Raw genomic sequence first — 16732 nt, forward strand, 5'->3', positions numbered from 1 at the left:
TATTTAACGACAATAGTGACAATGATTGACAATCGTTTTATGATTTTCATGTGTACAACATATAATCTTGCTTCTCCGATTGTCGGTCATTGTCAACATTGTCGTTATAAAAACAAGGGGCTTGATAATTTTGTATTTAACGACAATAGTGACAATGATTGACAATCGTTTTATGATTTTCATGTGTACAACATATAATCTTGCTTCTCCGATTGATTGACTGCAACTATAAATCATGGTTGGCTTTCGCCCTCAACGTATTCTTCGAGGAACATGTGTTCGCCGTCGAACACCGCATACGTGAACTGCGAAATCCAATCGCCGAGTATCATCATGCGCGACTTGCGCGAGAGGATGAGGTCGAGTTCGATGTGGCGGTGGCCATATATGAAGTAGTCTACGTTGGGATGGGTCTTCATGTATTGCTTGGTGTACAGCACGAGGTGCTCGCGCTGCTCGCCCATGTAGGGCGGTTCCATTCCGTCGATGCGCTTTAGGCGCGAGTGCTTTGCCCAAGTGAGTCCGAACCACATGCTCCAGCGCGGATGAAGCGAGCTGAACAGCACCTGGCAGAAGCGGTTGTGGAACACACGCTTTATGAACTTGAACTTGCGGTCGGGGTCGCCCAGTCCGTCACCGTGCGCCAGATAGAACACCTTGTCGTATATCTCCACCGTCTCAGGACGTGTATGTATTGTCACTCCGCACTCGTCGCGCAGATAACCGTACGACCAAATGTCGTGATTTCCGGTGAAGTAGTGTACCTCGACGCCCATGTCGGTAAGCTCCGACAGCTTTCCGAGGAAGCGCGTGTAGCCCTTTGGCACGGCATAACGCCACTCGTACCAGAAGTCGAACATGTCGCCAAGCAGATATATGGCACGTGCCTTGGTCTTTATCGAGTCAAGAAAACGCACAAGCCGGCGCTCCTGAGTGCGGCTGTGTTCGATAGCCCACGACCCGAGGTGGGCGTCTGAGAGGAAATATACGTTCTTCATTCTGTCAAAACTCAAAATTGAACAATTCAAAATCAGCGAAGCCAATCAATTCAAAATTGAACAATTCAAAATCGGCAAAGCCGACCAATTCAAAACTCAAAATTCAAAATTCAAAACTCGATTAATCGAAGCCCAGCTCTACGCGTGCCTCTTCGGTCATCATACTCTGGTCCCATTCGGGTTCGAAAACGAGGTTGACGGTCGACGACTTGACGTGATCGAGCGAGTCAACCTTCAATCGCACGTCCTCAAGAATGAAGTCGGCGGCGGGGCACGACGGCGCTGTGAATGTCATGTCGATGTCTACATGTCCGTCTTCCTTAACGTCTATCTTGTATATAAGTCCGAGATCGTATATGTTGACGGGTATTTCGGGGTCGTAAACGGTCTTCAGGACATCGACGATGCGCTCCTCTATCTGTGTCTTTTCTTCCTGTGTCATTTGCAATGAAATTATATTATGTGATTTGTTTCTTGCAAATTTAGCTAAAAATATTGTAATACGGCAAGAAAAGCACAATTTTACGCTGATACAATTGCTGCCTCGCGAGGAAACATTTGCAGCCTCGGGAGGAAACAATAAATCTGCAACTTTAAGCACATAGACAAATTACGTTGACGATTTATTATTATTTCTCAGTAAAAAGTTATACTTTTGCACGTCGCAACTAATAACAACTAAAAAATGATAACATTTGTAATTTGTCTCGCAGCCCTCGTATTGGGCTACGCAATCTATGGCCGATTCGTAGAGCACGTGTTCGCTCCCGACGACCGCCCCACCCCTGCTATAGCCAAAGCCGACGGCATCGACTACGTAGCGATGCCCTACTGGAAGGTGTTCATGATTCAGTTTCTGAACATTGCGGGCACCGGCCCTATCTTCGGAGCCATCATGGGAGCCAAGTTCGGACCCGTTGCCTATCTGTGGATCATATTCGGATGCATCTTTGCAGGAGCCGTTCACGACTACCTTTCGGGCATGTTGTCGCTGCGCAATGGCGGTAGCGATCTGCCTTCGCTTGTACAACGCTATCTCGGTGGGGCTGCAGCCAAGGTGCTGCTGGTGTTCGCCGTGTTCCTGCTCATTATGGTTGGAACGGTATTTGTGTACAGCCCAGCCGAGATATTGGGCAACATCGGCGGCTCGAAGGTGATGTGGATGGGCGTTATCTTCGCCTATTACATCGTGGCAACGATGCTGCCTATCGACAAGATTATCGGCAAGATATACCCTGTCTTCTCGTTCTCGCTGCTGTTTATGGCTGTGGCGCTGGTGGTGATGCTGTTCGTGAAGATGCCGGTTCTGCCCGAACTGTGGGACGGTCTGGGCAACCTGGGACAGCAAACCGACCCTGCCGGCTTCACCGACAGCATCTTCCCATGCCTCTTCATCACTATCGCCTGTGGTGCGATAAGCGGTTTTCACGCTACGCAGAGTCCGCTGATGGCTCGCTGCCTGAAGTCGGAACGCAAGGGACGTCCTATCTTCTACGGTGCCATGATTACTGAGGGAATGGTGGCTCTGGTTTGGGCTACGGTGGCTATGTGGTTCTTCTACGACGCTCCGCAGCCAGGCTACGAGCAGATTGCAGGTGGAGCTGCCAAAGGATTCCACACTTCTGCCCCGATGGTTGTCAATCTTGTGTGCAACGACTGGCTCGGTGTGCTGGGCGGAATATTGGCTATGCTGGGCGTGGTGGCTGCTCCTATCACGAGCGGTGACACGGCTTTCCGTTCTGCACGACTCATCGTTGCGCAGGCTTTGAAGATCAACCAGCTTCCAAAGGCTAATCGTCTGTACATCTGCATTCCGCTGTTCGTAGTATCGTTCGCCCTGCTTATCTGGCAGATCAGCAATCCCGACGGCTTCAACACGATATGGCAGTACTTCGGATGGGCCAACCAGACGCTGTCGGTATTCACGCTGTGGAGCATCACCGTCTATCTTGTACGCGAAAAGAAGCCCTATGTCATCACACTCATACCGGCTCTGTTCATGACCTGTGTATGTACAACGTTCCTCGCTGTGTCGAAGACTGCATTCGGACTGCCACTCGGCGTAAGCTATACGATTGGAGCAGCTGCCCTCGTAGTTGCTGCTGTGTGGTTTGTAATGTGGATGAAGAAATTCAAGAAGGCATAAAAGAGTGAGTCTAAGTTCAAGAGACGCGGGCTGAAAGCCCAAATCGCGCATAGCCCAGGGCAACACCCTGGGTAAAAAGATGTTGTAAACAATACGCCCTGTAAGGGCAAAAGCATTAATGATTGACGCTTTTGCCCTTACAGGGCGTATTGTTTTTGGTGGTTTATTACCCCAGGGTGTTGCCCTGGGCTATGTGCTTCTGCCCCTTCGGGGCGTGTTGCTTAGACTCTTGACTTCCCATGGTTGTCACAGTTTTCCTTCTTCCGAATAACTGAAATAGCGTCCGTCGGTGACGATGACGTGGTCGACCAGATATATTCGCATGGTCTCGCATGCCTTCTTAAGGCGTAGGGTCAGGCGGTCGTCATCGCCGCTCGGACGGGTGTTTCCAGAAGGATGGTTGTGGACAAGGGTTATGACGGTGGCGTTGTTGAGCAATGCCTCGCGCAGGATTATGCGCACATCGACAGCCGTTTCCGACAGTCCGCCGTGCGAGAGGCGCACCGCCTTGATGAGTCGCATGCGCTGGTTCATCAGCAATACCCACGCCTCTTCGGTGTCGAGGTCTTGCATCTTGGGCAACATATACTCATATACCGCCATGGCAGAACCCATGTCGGGCCGCTCAGCCGCACCAACAGCCTGTCGCCGCTTGCCCAATTCGCAAGCGGCGATAATCGTTATGGCCTTCGCCTCGCCAATGCCATTGTAGCTCATCAGCTCGTTGAGCGACATCTTTCCAAGCGTATTGAGGTTGTTATCGCAGTCGGCAAGGATGCGTTGCATCAATCCTACAGCACTCTCCTTGGTCGAACCCGACCCGATAAGAATGGCAAGCAGTTCGGAATCGGACAATGCCGCCGGACCTTTTGCCATGAGCTTCTCGCGAGGTTTATCCTCTTCAGCCCACTGATTTATTGAGAAACTGCTCATTTATAAAACGTTTTTTCAAATGCAGAGAACTCCGACTTACCCCTTACGCAGCGTTTCCACCACGACTCGATGAATCCGAAGCCGTAGCCCATGAGCTGGATGTAGGCAGAGATAATGCTGAGGAAACCTATTTTTATGCTACGGTTCACGCACGACGAATCAACGAATATCAGCACACAGTAGAGCGCCAGCGGAACAAGTGGAATCCATGCCAACGCCGGACTGACAACCAACAGCACCAGACAGAGCAGAAGCATGGCGAGAACGCCTACTGTGAACACCATCGGAAGCATGTGTACGAGCTTCAATGATTCAGGATATTTCTTGTAAAGATTGATGCGTGCAATGCCGGAGTTGTACACCTGACGGAAGAACTTGCGGAAATCGGTGCGACGCTTGTGCCAAACCCACGCCTCGGGGAACAAGCGGCAACGGCAACCAGCCTTGAATATACGAATAGAGAAGTCGATGTCCTCGCCAAAACGCATCTTGGAGAATCCGCCCAGACGCTCGTACACGTCACGACGCACACCCATATTGAACGAACGCGGATAGAATTTGTCGAGCTTCTTCTTGCCACCACGTATGCCACCTGTTGTGAAGAACGACGTCATAGAATAGCTAATCGCCTTCTGGGTGTCGGTGAATGACGGGTGGGCAGAATCGGGTCCGCCGAACTCATCAGCCTCCTCGCGCTGCAACTCGGCATCGACGGCCACGAGATAGTTCTCGGGCAGCACCACGTCGGAATCGAGTATGAGCACATATTCGCCCTTGGCACGCTCCACACCGTAGTTGCGGCTCTGACCGGGACCGCTGTTCGGCTTGGCAAAGTAGTGAAGATCGAGCCGGTCAGCGTATTTGTCGCACACGTCACGGCATGGTATTGCCGAACCGTCCTCAACTACTATAACCTCAAAATCGGTCAGCGTCTGCCGCGTGAGGCTATCGAGCAACTCGTCAACTTCGTCCGGACGATTGTATACTGGAATTATAAAACTGAACTTCATGGTTTAAGAGAAAAGTGAAAAACGAAAAGTGAAAAGTGGAATGTGTAAAACGAAAAAGAGTAAAAAAGTAGAAAGCACTATTACGGGGCATACGCATAACGTCATCCCAAATGCTTTTTACTTTTTTACTCTTTTACTATTTTACCTTTAAAAGCTCTTTACTGTCAAGAGTCTCTTACTCCTTAACGCGCTGCAGATAGCTGCCGTCGCGTGTGTCAACCTGAACAAGGTCGCCCTCGTTAACGAAGAGAGGTACACGAATCTCAACGCCAGTCTCAAGAGTAGCAGGCTTCAGAGTGTTTGTAGCTGTATCGCCCTTGATGCCCGGCTCAGAGTGAGTAACGCGCAGATTGGTCTTCACCGGCATCTCACCGAAGAGAACAGTCTCAGTAGAAGCGTCAGAAACAACCTCGACGATGTCGCTCTCCTTCATGAAGTCAACACCTGTGATTAGATTGCCAGAGATAGGAATCTGGTCGTAAGTCTCCTGATTCATGAAGATATAGTCCTCACCCTCCTTGTAAAGGTACTGGTACGGACGACGCTCTACGCGTACATCCTCGAGCTTTTCAGAGATGTCGAAACGACGCTCGAGCACGCGGCCGTCAACAACATTCTTCAGCTTAACGCGCATAAATGTGTTACCCTTACCTGGTTTAACGTGGAGGAAGTCGATGACGAAGAACAGCTTGCCATCCATGCGGATGCAGGTTCCCATCTTGATGTCTTGTGAATTGATCATTGCTGTGTATATTATTGTATTATTAATTATTCGTTACGACGGATTGTCCTGTTCGTTACAATCATTTGTCTTATCCGTTATATTCATTCACGGGGCAAATACCTGTAAACAGCCCAAATGTTTGAGTGTATCTATGTTAAGACGATGCAAAGTTACTGAAATTCACTCAATAATGAGCAATGGGCGGTTGTTTTTTTTATTATTATACGTATTCAGCGAGAAAAGAAGGGCTTTTTTCTAAAAAAATACATAAAATCATGGCTAAAAGGACTTTAAATCTTGGTTGTTTCAAAAATAATGAGTAATTTTGCAACCCAAAAGTGTGAACATATAACAAATAAATAAAAATAAGACAATGAAAAGAACATTTCAGCCTCACAATCGTCGCCGCGTAAACAAGCATGGCTTCCGCGAGCGCATGGCTACAAAGAATGGTCGCCGCGTGTTGGCTTCTCGCCGCGCTCATGGCCGCAAGAAGTTGACAGTATCTGACGAGCACCACGGAAAATAATCCGGTGCACGCACTGTAACGACCGGGTGTGATGCCCAATCGTGTAGCGACGACAAAAGCGGCAGGCCACACCATGCTTGGTGTGGACGGTCTGCTGCTTTTAAAAATTAACCCCACAACGATTTGCGGACAATGCCGCAAACATGTATAACCAAATTAATTAAAAGTAAAAAAAATGATTATTGTACCAGTAAAAGATGGTGAGAACATCGAAAGAGCACTCAAGAAGTTCAAGAGAAAATTCGAAAAGACAGGTGTTGTAAAGGAGCTCCGCGCTCGTCAGCAGTACAACAAGCCTTCTGTTTTGAAGCGTCTCAAGATGGAGCACGCTATCTATGTTCAGCAGCTCCGTGCTAACGAGGAATAATCCACGTCCCTCACATTCTCACATTATTAATCTTTAATGACCGCGCACACGCACTAATGGCGCAAGCCACGAATGCAGCGACGGATCGGATGGACCAGGAGGTGTATTTCCCCTTTAGACATATAATCATTTATACATAGAAATAAGCCTGCGACAACGGCGCAACGCCGATGACGATATGGCGAAAAAAGAGATGACAACACATCTAACCCTTAGGTTGAATGTGTTGCCATCTCTTTTTTGTATATTCTATTCTCGGAGTTTTACATTATATACTCCGAGAATAGTTTTCTTTATCTCCGTGAAGAGTTCTCTTATTCTCTGTGGTCGGCTATTGCCTGCTTGATGAGTGCCTCAAGCTCTTCCATGAGTTCGGGATTGTCCTTGAGCAGCGACTTTGTGGCGTCGCGACCCTGTGCCAGCTTCGATCCGTTGTACGAATACCATGAGCCTGACTTCTGGATGATGCCGTATTCTACACCAAGGTCAACGATTTCGCCCACCTTAGAGATGCCTTCGCCGAACATAATCTCGAACTCGGTCTTGCGGAACGGAGGCGCTACCTTGTTCTTGATTACCTTGACGCGCACCTGATTGCCTATAATCTGGTCGCCGTCCTTGATGCCTGTGACCTTACGGATGTCAAGACGTACTGAAGCGTAGAACTTCAGAGCATTACCACCGGTTGTGGTCTCGGGATTGCCGAACATCACACCAATCTTCTCGCGCAGCTGGTTGATGAAGATACATGTGGTGTTGGTCTTGGAGATTGTAGAAGTAAGCTTACGCAGAGCCTGCGACATGAGGCGCGCCTGGAGTCCTACCTTGTTGTCGCCCATATCGCCTTCAATCTCAGCCTTAGGTGTAAGTGCGGCTACAGAGTCGATAACGATGATGTCGATGGCAGACGAGCGGATGAGCTGATCGGCAATTTCGAGAGCCTGCTCGCCGTTGTCGGGCTGCGAAATCCACAAGTTGTCGACGTCAACGCCAAGCTTTGCTGCATAGAAACGGTCGAAAGCGTGCTCTGCATCGATAAAGGCGGCGATGCCGCCAGCCTTCTGCGACTCTGCAATAGCGTGAATGGCGAGTGTAGTCTTACCAGACGACTCCGGACCATAAATCTCTATAATACGTCCCTTCGGGTATCCGCCCACGCCGAGAGCGGCGTCAAGACCGATACTTCCGGTAGGAATCACCTCGACATTCTCCACCTGCTCGTCACCAAGCTTCATGATGGAGCCTTTGCCGAAGTCCTTTTCTATCTTTGACATCGCTGCCTGGAGTGCCTTGAGCTTGCCCTCCTGAGCGAGTGAAAGTTCTTCTGATTTAGCCATAATTTGAGTTTTGAATTTTGAATTTTGAGTTTTGAATTGTTGCCTTCGGCAATTTTGAATTTTGAATTTTGAGTTTTGAATTATCGCTACGCGATTTTGAATTAATCAATTTTGAATTGCTGTGAGCAATCTTGTATATTGTCTGCCATTGTCATTTTCTTTGTTATAGACACAAGCATTCGATTCAGCTCTTCACAATCTTTATATACAGATTCATATTGTTTGTTGGTTATATATTGCGTTCGTTGTAGAAGACGCAACCAATATAAAGTCTCGTTTGACTCTTTAAGCGATATATATAGTTTTGCAATAAAATCCTTTTTACTTATTGCACATTGTGCTTCCGCGATGTTTGCACCGATACTCGTACCACTGCGGAACATCTGGTCAGCAATTCTATATTCATGCTTTTCCTCATTCAGAAATCGGCATAGTCCTATTATACGAATAGAAAAATTCATGCACTTATCTTCCAAGAGGTGTCCAAAGTCACTCATAGACCGTAATTTTAAAGTAATTCAAAATTGAACAATTCAAAATCGCGTAGCGATAATTCAAAAATCAAAATTCAAAACTCAAAATTTTTATAACTCCAGGTCTCCTCCGAAGATCTCATGCCAAGGCAGACCCTGCTTGTTGAGCTGCTCCATGAACGGATCGGGATCGAACTCCTCGACGTTCCAAACGCCCGGCTTGCGCCACAGACCCTTGAAGAACATCATGGCACCAATCATTGCCGGAACACCGGTGGTGTAGCTTACGCCCTGCATACCGGTCTCCTTGTAGGCAGCCTCGTGCGAACAGTTGTTGTAAACGTAGTAGGTCTGCTCCTTGCCGTCCTTCAAGCCACGGATGCGGCAACCGATAGAAGTCTGTCCGTCGTAGTTCTCGCCGAGGTCCTGTGGATTAGGCAGCACTGCCTTGAGGAACTGCAGAGGAACTATCTTTACCTTAACCTTCTCGTTGGGATTGTCGGCGAGCGGAGCCTCATAGGTAATCTCGTCGATGCGCGACATTCCGAGGTTCTGGATGCAGTCGAGGTATGTGAGGTACTGCTGACCGAATGTCATCCAGAAACGTGCGCGCTTGATGGTGGGATAGTTCTTCACGAGTGACTCAATCTCCTCGTGATGGAGCAGATAGCTCTCCTTAGGTCCTACCTCAGGATATGTGAGCGGCTTGTGGATTTCGAGCGGCTTGGTCTCCACCCACTTTCCGTCTTCCCAGTAGAGGCCCTTCTGAGTAATCTCGCGGATGTTGATTTCGGGGTTGAAGTTGGTAGCGAAAGCCTTGTGGTGGTTGCCTGCATTGCAGTCGACGATGTCGAGATACTGAATCTCGTCGAAGTGATGCTTGGCGGCATAGGCGGTGAAGATGCTTGTAACACCGGGGTCGAATCCGCATCCGAGGATAGCTGTCAGGCCGGCATCTTCAAAGCGCTTCTTGTAAGCCCACTGCCAAGAGTACTCGAAGTGAGCCTCGTCCTTAGGCTCGTAGTTGGCGGTGTCGAGATAAGAGCATCCGCAAGCCAGACATGCCTCCATGATGGTGAGGTCCTGATAGGGCAATGCGAGGTTGATGACGAGCTCGGGCTTGTAGTCGTTGAAGAGTGCCTTGAGCTGCTCTACATCGTCGGCATCCACCTGAGCGGTCTTGATGTTAGGGTTGCCGATAGCCTCAACGATGCGGTCGCACTTGGCCTTTGTGCGGCTTGCAATCATGAAATCGGTGAAAACGTCAGCGTTCTGTGCAATCTTGAACGCTGCAACTGTAGCGACGCCACCGGCGCCGATCATAAGTACTTTTCCCATTGTTTCCTGTTATTTTTAGTTTGTTTTTATCTTGATTTTATAGCATTGTAGTGTTGACGAAATGCATCGGGTTTTCAAAAGGAGTCCTTTCGCCCTGCAAAAGGGGTCCTTTCGGTCGGCAAAAGGAGTCCTTTTGGAATGCAAAAGTAGTCCTTTTGCACTTCAAAAGAGGTACATTTGCGAGTCGAAAGTGCTACATCAGCCGGTGAGGGCGGTCTTACAGCTCGCTGCCCTTTATTCCCAATGCGTTCATGAGCGAGTAGCCCAGTATCTCCTGACGGAAATTGCCGCCTTCGAGCGGCTGCATGGCGAAGAGCGTGACGCGCTTGTCCTCGTCGTCGACATCGCGCAGGGCGTGGCGCAGGGCGTCCCACAGCGGAGCGTGTTCGGCATTGGGTATTGCCATGACGCGGTGTACGTCCTTGTGGTTGACTACCGTCTTGAGTATGTCGAGGAAGAAGTCGTCGTGCTTCACCACCTCCTCTACGGGATACGAACTGATGATGAACTCGCCCAACGTGTCCTTGAAGGCGCGTGCGTTGAGGTCGTTCTCGTACGAGCCGGGGGTGAAGTTGTCGAGCGCGGGCTTGTCCTTGGAGTGTATGAATATCACCTGTGTCTCGCCGTCGGCGTCGCGCTGCTCGCGCATTCCGCCGTCGAGAGCCACGCAGTCAATCCATCGTGCGGTGTCGGCCTTGGGTATGCGTCGGCCGAGCATGCGCTCGAAGTTAACTATAAGATTGAAAGCCACCGAGTCGACGTAGTCGCCGTCGACGAGTATCACGTTGCGGCTCCACTTTGTATTGTTGAATTCCTGTATGTCCATGTATTGATTTTTGCAGAATTACGTTGCGCCTGCAGGACGTGCTCAGGCACGGTGCATGCGCTCTACAAAGTTAAAAAAAAATTGCGAGATTATTGGTTTTGAATTGCGAGATTATTGGTTTTGAGCGCAAAAGATTTGCATCAACGAAAAAGGTGCGCCAAGACGAAACCTGAGTCTCGTCCTGGCGCACCCATTGCGCTGCCCCGTCCGGGGCGGTATCATAAGATTTGATTACTTCTGGAGAAGGTTCATTGTGTCCTTGGCAATCATCAGCTCCTCGTCAGTCGGGATAACGCAAACGGTAACCTTTGAATCAGGAGCAGAGATTATGGCCTCTTCGCCACGCACCTTGTTGGCCTCTGCGTCCATCTTAACACCGAGGAACTCGAGTCCTGAGCATGATTCGAGACGTGTGCCAATCTGGTTCTCGCCTACGCCTGCTGTCCAGACGATGATGTCAACGCCACCCATTGCTGCTGCATAAGCGCCGATGTACTTCTTGATGCGGTAGTTGTACATCTTCAGGGCGAGCTGTGCACGCTCGTTGCCCTCTTCGGCTGCCGACTCAATCTCGCGCATGTCGCTTGAGATGCCGGTGATGCCGAGCACGCCGCTCTCCTTGTTGAGAAAGTCGGCCATTTCCTGAGGCTTCTTGCCAAGTTTCTCCATGAGGAACGTAACGGCTGAAGGATCGATGTCGCCCGAACGACTACCCATCATGACACCTGCCAACGGAGTGAGTCCCATTGATGTGTCTACGCACTTGCCGAACTTGACGGCTGACACGGAAGCGCCGTTGCCGATGTGGCAAGTGATGATGCGCTGTGTGTTGATGTCGCGGCCGAGGAACTCGCAAACGCGCTGTGAAACATAGCGATGGCTTGTTCCGTGGAAGCCGTAACGACGTACATGATACTTCTCATAGAGCTCGTAAGGAACGGCATAGAGGTAAGCGTAGTCGGGCATTGTGCTGTGGAAGGCGTTGTCGAACACGCAAACCTGCGGTGTGTTAGGCATGAGCTTGTCTACAGCACGGAGTCCCTTGAGGTGTCCGGCGTTGTGAACGGGAGCGAGGTCGCACAGACTCTCGATGCCATCCTCTACGCTCTTGTCTACGATGACGCTCTTCTCGAAGAGGTCGCCACCCTGCACGATACGGTGACCGACTGCATCTATCTCGTCAAGGCTCTTGATTGCGCCGATTTCCGGGTCGAGCAGACACTGGAATACGAAGTTAACACCCTCTTTGTGGTCGGGCATGTCGTGCATGATCTTCTTCTTCTCGCCGTTAGGCAGAGTTACCTTGATGAATGCTTCGTCAAGACCGATACGCTCAACACCGCCTGCTGCGAGGACAGAGTTGTCGTCCATGTTGTACAACTTGTATTTGATTGATGAACTTCCGCAGTTCAATACTAATATCTTCATGTTTAGAATTTTGAATTTTGAATTTTGAGTTTTGAATTGTCGGCTTACAGCCGATTTTGAGTTTTGAGTTTTGAGTTTTGAATTGTTGCGACACTGCCGCAATTTTGATTTATTTATTTTTGATTTGGTCGATCACCTTTGTCTGTCATATTTTTTGTGATGGATACAAGCATACGCTTTAGTTCTTCACAATCATTATTTACAGACTCAAACTGCCTGTTGTTAATAAACTGCGTTCTTTGCAGAAGGCGCAGCCAATAAAGAGTTTCGTTAGCCTCTTTTAAAGAGATGTAGAGTTTTGCAATGAAATCGCTCTTGCTTATGGCACACTGTGCCTCAGCTACATTTGCGCCAATGCTTGTTCCGCTTCGGAACATCTGGTCGGCAATTCGGTATTCGTGCTTTTCTTCGTTCAGAAATTTGCACAATCCGATTATACGAATGGAGAAGTTCATACACTTCTCTTCCAAGAGTTTACCAAAGTCACTCATAGGCGTAAGGCGCTTCCTGCCAATTCAAAATTGGGAAATTCAAAATCGGCTTGCCGATAATTCAAAATTCAAAACTCAAAACTCAAAATTGTAATAACGCATCTGCGTTATTACTTTGCATCCATTGCCTGGCAAGCTGTGATAGCTACCATGTAGTAGATATCCTCTACTGAGCAACCGCGAGAGAGGTCGTTTACCGGACGGGCGATACCCTGGAGAATCGGACCGATGGCAATGGCGTCGCCGAGACGCTGAACGAGTTTGTAAGAGATGTTGCCTACTTCGAGGTTTGGAACAACGAGTACGTTGGCGTGACCGGCAATCGGTGAGCCCGGAGCCTTCTTCTCGCCTACTGCAGGAACGAGTGCTGCGTCGGCCTGAAGTTCGCCGTCGAGCTTGAGCTCGGGAGCCATTTCGTGAGCCAAGCGTGTAGCCTCAACAACCTTGTCAACTACCTCGTGGCTGGCTGAACCCTTTGTCGAGAAGCTGAGCATAGCAACGCGTGGGTCCTGGATGCCGGCAACCGAGCGTGCTGTCTGTGCTGTACATACAGCGATCTGAGCAAGCTGGTCGGCTGTAGGAACCGGTGTTACGGCTACGTCGCCCATAACGATGATGCCGTCGTCGCCATACTGATGCTCGTGTGTAAGCATAAGCATTGCACCGCTGACACATGTCACGCCCGGGGCGCACTTGATAATCTGCAAGGCAGGACGCAATGTGTCGCCAGTTGTGCTCAATGCACCTGAAATCTGACCGTCTGCACCCTCGGTCTTGATAATCATACAACCGAGATAGAGCGGGTTCTTCACGAGTTCGCGAGCCTGCTCGATGGTCATACCCTTCTTCTTGCGCAGCTCGGCAAGCAGAGTTGCATACTCCTCGGCTTTAGGATTGTTCTCAGGGTCGACAATTGTTGCCTTGTCGATGTTGTGGAGATCCCACTTCTCGGCGAGTGTCTTGATTTCCTCAGGGTTGCCGATGAGGATAAGATTGGCAATGTCGTCGGCCAATACGCGGTCGGCTGCTCTAAGTGTACGCTCCTCTGTAGCCTCGGGGAGCACGATGCGCTGTTTGTCGCTCTTGGCGCGCGCAACGATGTGTTCAAGTAAGTTCATAATTATGTGGAATAACTTTAGTTTTTAATAATCCGTATTTAGTTATTTTGTCACATTGACTTTGCAAAATTAGTAAAAATAAATGAGTTACGCCGTGCGTAACTCATTTATTTTAGAAGTTCATCTCTTTTGATAGGATATTCTCGAGTTTCTCGGCCGAAAGGCGCAACTGGAATTCTCCTTTTATTGCCACACTGATGCCTCCGGTCTCTTCGGACACCACAATGGCTATACAGTCGCTGTCCTGCGAAATGCCGAGTGCGGCACGATGGCGCAGTCCTAATTCCTTGGGAATGTCGTGGTTGTGGGCAACAGGCAGAATACATCCGGCGGCACGTATGCGCTTGCCGGTGATGATCATGGCTCCGTCGTGCAGCGGCGAGTTCTTGAAGAAGATGTTCTCGATGAGCCGCTGGTTGATGCGGGCGTCGATAAAGTCGCCCGTGTCCACGATGTCGTCAAGACGCACGCCACGCTCTATTACCATAAGGGCGCCTACCTTGCCGCGCGACATGTCTATACACGCCAGCACGATGGGCATGATGGTCTCCTTGTCGATGAGTTTCTTCTTGTCCTTGCCGCCTACCATGAACAGCTGCGTAAACTGCTTGAAGCGCTGATGGGCACCGAGCGAGTAAAGGAATCGGCGTATCTCTTCCTGAAAGAGCACTATCAAGCCGATCACACCCACGCTTACCAGCTTGTCCATTATGGCACCAAGGAGCCGCATCTCGAGCACCTGGCTCACGAAGAGCCACACCATTACGAACACGATTATACCGATGAAGACATTGAGCGAACGGCTCTCCTTCATCAGACGGTAGATATAGTAGAGCATCAAGGCGACAAGCAATATGTCGATGATGTCTTTTATTCCGAATGCAAACATATATTCAAAGTTTTGAATTTTGAGTTTTGAATTTTGAATTATTGCGGTATGTTACCGCAATTTTGAGTTTTGAGTTTTGAATTTTGAATGATGAGTTCATATAGTATATGTTGGCAGAGAACTCAACATTGAACAATTCACAATCGGCTGTAAGCCGACAATTCAAAACTCAAAATTCAAAATTCAAAATTGTTGAAGCAACAGGGTTGCTTCTACCGCCTCCTTCACATCGTGTACACGAAGTATTGAAGCTCCCTTCTGCAATGATATGGTGTTGAGCACGGTGGTGCCGTTGAGCGATGTGGTAGGGTCGCCACCCAGGAGCTTGTATATCATGCTTTTGCGCGATATGCCTACGAGCACGGGCAGACCTAATTCCAGCAGACACTCCGAGTGTTTCATTATCTCATAGTTCTGCTCGAGCGTCTTGCCGAAACCATATCCTGGGTCGAGTATAATGTCCTTGGCACCCAGACTGTGCAGTCGCTGCACCTCTTCGGCAAAGCCGAGCATCATCTTTTCGAGCGTTGGTTGCACCGACATTAATATATAAGGTACGCCAAGACGGGCTACGATCTCGAACATATCGCCCTCTTCGTGTATCGCCTGACCTACAATTCCGGTCAGTCCGCCCTCCGAGACATCGTTGATTATGTCGGCTCCGAACTCCTCAACGCATCTACGTGCCACAAGCGGACGATAGGTGTCGACGCTGACTATGGCATCGGGCTGTTCACGGCGCACTATCTGAAGGGCATGCTTCAGGCGTGCCGTCTCCTCCTCCATGCTCACAACGTCGGCTCCGGGACGTGTCGAGAAGGCACCGACATCGATGATGCGCCCGCCTTCGGCAATAATTTGGTTGGCGCGGTCGGCTATCTCTGCCTCGGTCTGCTTGCGCGAACCGCTGTAGAACGAGTCGGGGGTAGCATTGAGTATGCCCATAACCATGGGTCGGGAGAGGTCAATCAGCTGGCCCCTTACATTAATAGTATATTGCATTGCAGATTTTTGTTACGTTATTTAGCGCAAATTACGCAATAAAAATCGAAACAGCCAAATTATTCAGGTGAATTAAGTGTAATTGTATACAATCGAGTAGGAGGTAAACACTAATTATAGGTGTTTGCCTCCTATTTTCGTGTTTACCGACCTCTCACACCACCGTACATGCGGTTCCGCATACGGCGGTTCCTATTTTGGGTACCATTCGAGATATGACCCCATCAACGTTGGATAGCCTACCTGGTGCAGTTTCTGTGATGAAGCCGCAAGGTGCATTATCGGTGAGCTACTGACTCTCCAATATCCCTTAACATACCCTCATCTTCTTGCATCATATTTGTTGATGCCGCATCGGACAAGGTTCTTCATTCTTGTCTTCGGGAGTTTCCAAGCTTTCCATATACACATGCGTATTCGACGTCTTAACCATTCGTCTGTTTCATGCAAGAGACGCTTCATATTGGCAAGGTGATAATAACCGACCCACCCTCTTGTGTATTCTTTCAGCTTTTGCTTCCTCTTGGCATATCCCCATCCGTTGCTGCGACTTGTCAGTTCTTTCAACCTTGACTTCATTTTGGCTTTGGACTTGGGATGCACCGTGAGTTGGCATTTGCCTTTCATCACATAGAAGGAGTAGCCGAGGTATTTCACTCCGCGCACATACGACACTACGGTCTTTTCCTTGTTGACTTTGAGATATAGAACCTTTTCTATAAATCGGGGTATAGACTCCTTCACTCGCATTGCAGCCCTTTTGGACTTGCAGAATATCATCGAGTCGTCGGCATAACGCACAAAGGGGAGTCCCCTGCATTCGAGTTCTTTATCCAATTCGTTGAGCATTATGTTACTCAACAATGGACTTAGAGGTCCTCCTTGGGGAGTTCCCTCTTCGCTCGCTTCGAACAAGCCTTTGTTCATTACACCACTTCGGAGATATTTGTGTATAAGACTGACCACTCTGCCGTCTTTTATCGTACGGCTGAGGATTTCTATGAGCTTGCTATGGCTCACGGTGTCGAAGAAGCGTTCAAGGTCGAGGTATACTACATAGGTGTAGCCCTCGTTGATTATCCTTTGCGCTCCACGCAGTGCATCATGGCATCCTCTTCTCGGT

The 16732-nt window shown here is 49.2% G+C and carries 17 protein-coding genes and 1 pseudogene; 3 read left to right on the plus strand and 15 right to left on the minus strand.

Annotated elements, in window-relative coordinates:
* Nucleotides 1-233 precede the first annotated feature (233 nt).
* Nucleotides 234-998 (minus strand): UDP-2,3-diacylglucosamine diphosphatase, encoded by a 765-nt coding sequence (locus I6E49_RS12940; protein ID WP_235402847.1) that lies wholly within the window; start codon nucleotides 996-998, stop codon nucleotides 234-236.
* Between the two features lie 121 nt (nucleotides 999-1119).
* The gene (locus I6E49_RS12945) at nucleotides 1120-1440 is read right to left on the minus strand and encodes an iron-sulfur cluster assembly protein (RefSeq protein WP_235402848.1); all 321 of its coding nucleotides are present in this window, start codon (nucleotides 1438-1440) and stop codon (nucleotides 1120-1122) included.
* A gap of 243 nt (nucleotides 1441-1683) precedes the next feature.
* On the opposite strand from I6E49_RS12945, the gene I6E49_RS12950 reads away from it, so the two are divergent.
* Nucleotides 1684-3144 carry a carbon starvation CstA family protein gene (locus tag I6E49_RS12950; protein ID WP_235402849.1) on the plus strand — a complete coding sequence of 487 codons (1461 nt, stop codon included), beginning with the start codon at nucleotides 1684-1686 and terminating at the stop codon, nucleotides 3142-3144.
* 246 nt (nucleotides 3145-3390) lie between these two features.
* On the opposite strand, the gene radC is transcribed toward I6E49_RS12950, so the two are convergent.
* From radC to efp, 3 genes are all read right to left on the minus strand, one after another.
* Complete coding sequence (gene radC / locus I6E49_RS12955; protein ID WP_235402850.1) at nucleotides 3391-4077, minus strand: RadC family protein; 687 nt, start codon at nucleotides 4075-4077, stop codon at nucleotides 3391-3393.
* On the minus strand, nucleotides 4074-5087 hold the full coding sequence (locus I6E49_RS12960) for a glycosyltransferase (RefSeq protein ID WP_235402851.1): 1014 nt from the start codon (nucleotides 5085-5087) through the stop codon (nucleotides 4074-4076). Before I6E49_RS12960 ends, radC begins: the two co-directional genes overlap by 4 nt.
* Nucleotides 5088-5262: 175 nt before the next feature.
* Nucleotides 5263-5829, minus strand: coding sequence for an elongation factor P (gene efp / locus I6E49_RS12965; protein ID WP_235393044.1), 567 nt, complete (start codon nucleotides 5827-5829; stop codon nucleotides 5263-5265).
* A gap of 355 nt (nucleotides 5830-6184) precedes the next feature.
* Between efp and rpmH the strand changes: the two genes are divergently transcribed.
* Entirely contained in the window at nucleotides 6185-6340 is a 156-nt protein-coding gene (gene rpmH / locus I6E49_RS12970) for a 50S ribosomal protein L34 (RefSeq protein WP_004351099.1), read from the plus strand.
* Between the two features lie 175 nt (nucleotides 6341-6515).
* Nucleotides 6516-6707, plus strand: a complete 192-nt coding sequence (gene rpsU, locus I6E49_RS12975) for a 30S ribosomal protein S21 (protein ID WP_106811406.1) — start codon at nucleotides 6516-6518, stop codon at nucleotides 6705-6707.
* 314 nt (nucleotides 6708-7021) lie between these two features.
* On the opposite strand, the gene recA is transcribed toward rpsU, so the two are convergent.
* From recA to I6E49_RS13025, 10 genes and pseudogenes are all read right to left on the minus strand, one after another.
* Nucleotides 7022-8044, minus strand: a complete 1023-nt coding sequence (gene recA / locus I6E49_RS12980) for a recombinase RecA (protein WP_235402852.1) — start codon at nucleotides 8042-8044, stop codon at nucleotides 7022-7024.
* Nucleotides 8045-8145: 101 nt separating this feature from the next.
* On the minus strand, nucleotides 8146-8541 hold the full coding sequence (locus tag I6E49_RS12985; protein WP_235402853.1) for a four helix bundle protein: 396 nt from the start codon (nucleotides 8539-8541) through the stop codon (nucleotides 8146-8148).
* 87 nt (nucleotides 8542-8628) lie between these two features.
* Nucleotides 8629-9855 carry a saccharopine dehydrogenase family protein gene (locus I6E49_RS12990; RefSeq protein ID WP_235402854.1) on the minus strand — a complete coding sequence of 409 codons (1227 nt, stop codon included), beginning with the start codon at nucleotides 9853-9855 and terminating at the stop codon, nucleotides 8629-8631.
* A gap of 217 nt (nucleotides 9856-10072) precedes the next feature.
* Nucleotides 10073-10681 (minus strand): DUF6621 family protein, encoded by a 609-nt coding sequence (locus I6E49_RS12995; RefSeq protein WP_235402855.1) that lies wholly within the window; start codon nucleotides 10679-10681, stop codon nucleotides 10073-10075.
* A 231-nt stretch (nucleotides 10682-10912) separates the two neighbouring features.
* Nucleotides 10913-12109, minus strand: a complete 1197-nt coding sequence (locus I6E49_RS13000; protein ID WP_235402856.1) for an acetate kinase — start codon at nucleotides 12107-12109, stop codon at nucleotides 10913-10915.
* A gap of 113 nt (nucleotides 12110-12222) precedes the next feature.
* Complete coding sequence (locus I6E49_RS13005) at nucleotides 12223-12600, minus strand: four helix bundle protein (protein ID WP_235402857.1); 378 nt, start codon at nucleotides 12598-12600, stop codon at nucleotides 12223-12225.
* A 110-nt stretch (nucleotides 12601-12710) separates the two neighbouring features.
* The gene (pta, locus tag I6E49_RS13010; protein WP_235402858.1) at nucleotides 12711-13718 is read right to left on the minus strand and encodes a phosphate acetyltransferase; all 1008 of its coding nucleotides are present in this window, start codon (nucleotides 13716-13718) and stop codon (nucleotides 12711-12713) included.
* A 112-nt stretch (nucleotides 13719-13830) separates the two neighbouring features.
* Nucleotides 13831-14607: a diadenylate cyclase CdaA gene (cdaA, locus tag I6E49_RS13015; protein WP_235402859.1), complete on the minus strand. Its 777-nt coding sequence runs from the start codon at nucleotides 14605-14607 to the stop codon at nucleotides 13831-13833.
* Between the two features lie 183 nt (nucleotides 14608-14790).
* On the minus strand, nucleotides 14791-15609 hold the full coding sequence (gene folP / locus I6E49_RS13020) for a dihydropteroate synthase (protein WP_235402861.1): 819 nt from the start codon (nucleotides 15607-15609) through the stop codon (nucleotides 14791-14793).
* Between the two features lie 192 nt (nucleotides 15610-15801).
* A pseudogene (locus tag I6E49_RS13025) lies at nucleotides 15802-16732 on the minus strand (reverse transcriptase domain-containing protein); the annotation flags it as partial.

The organism is Leyella stercorea (assembly GCF_021531655.1).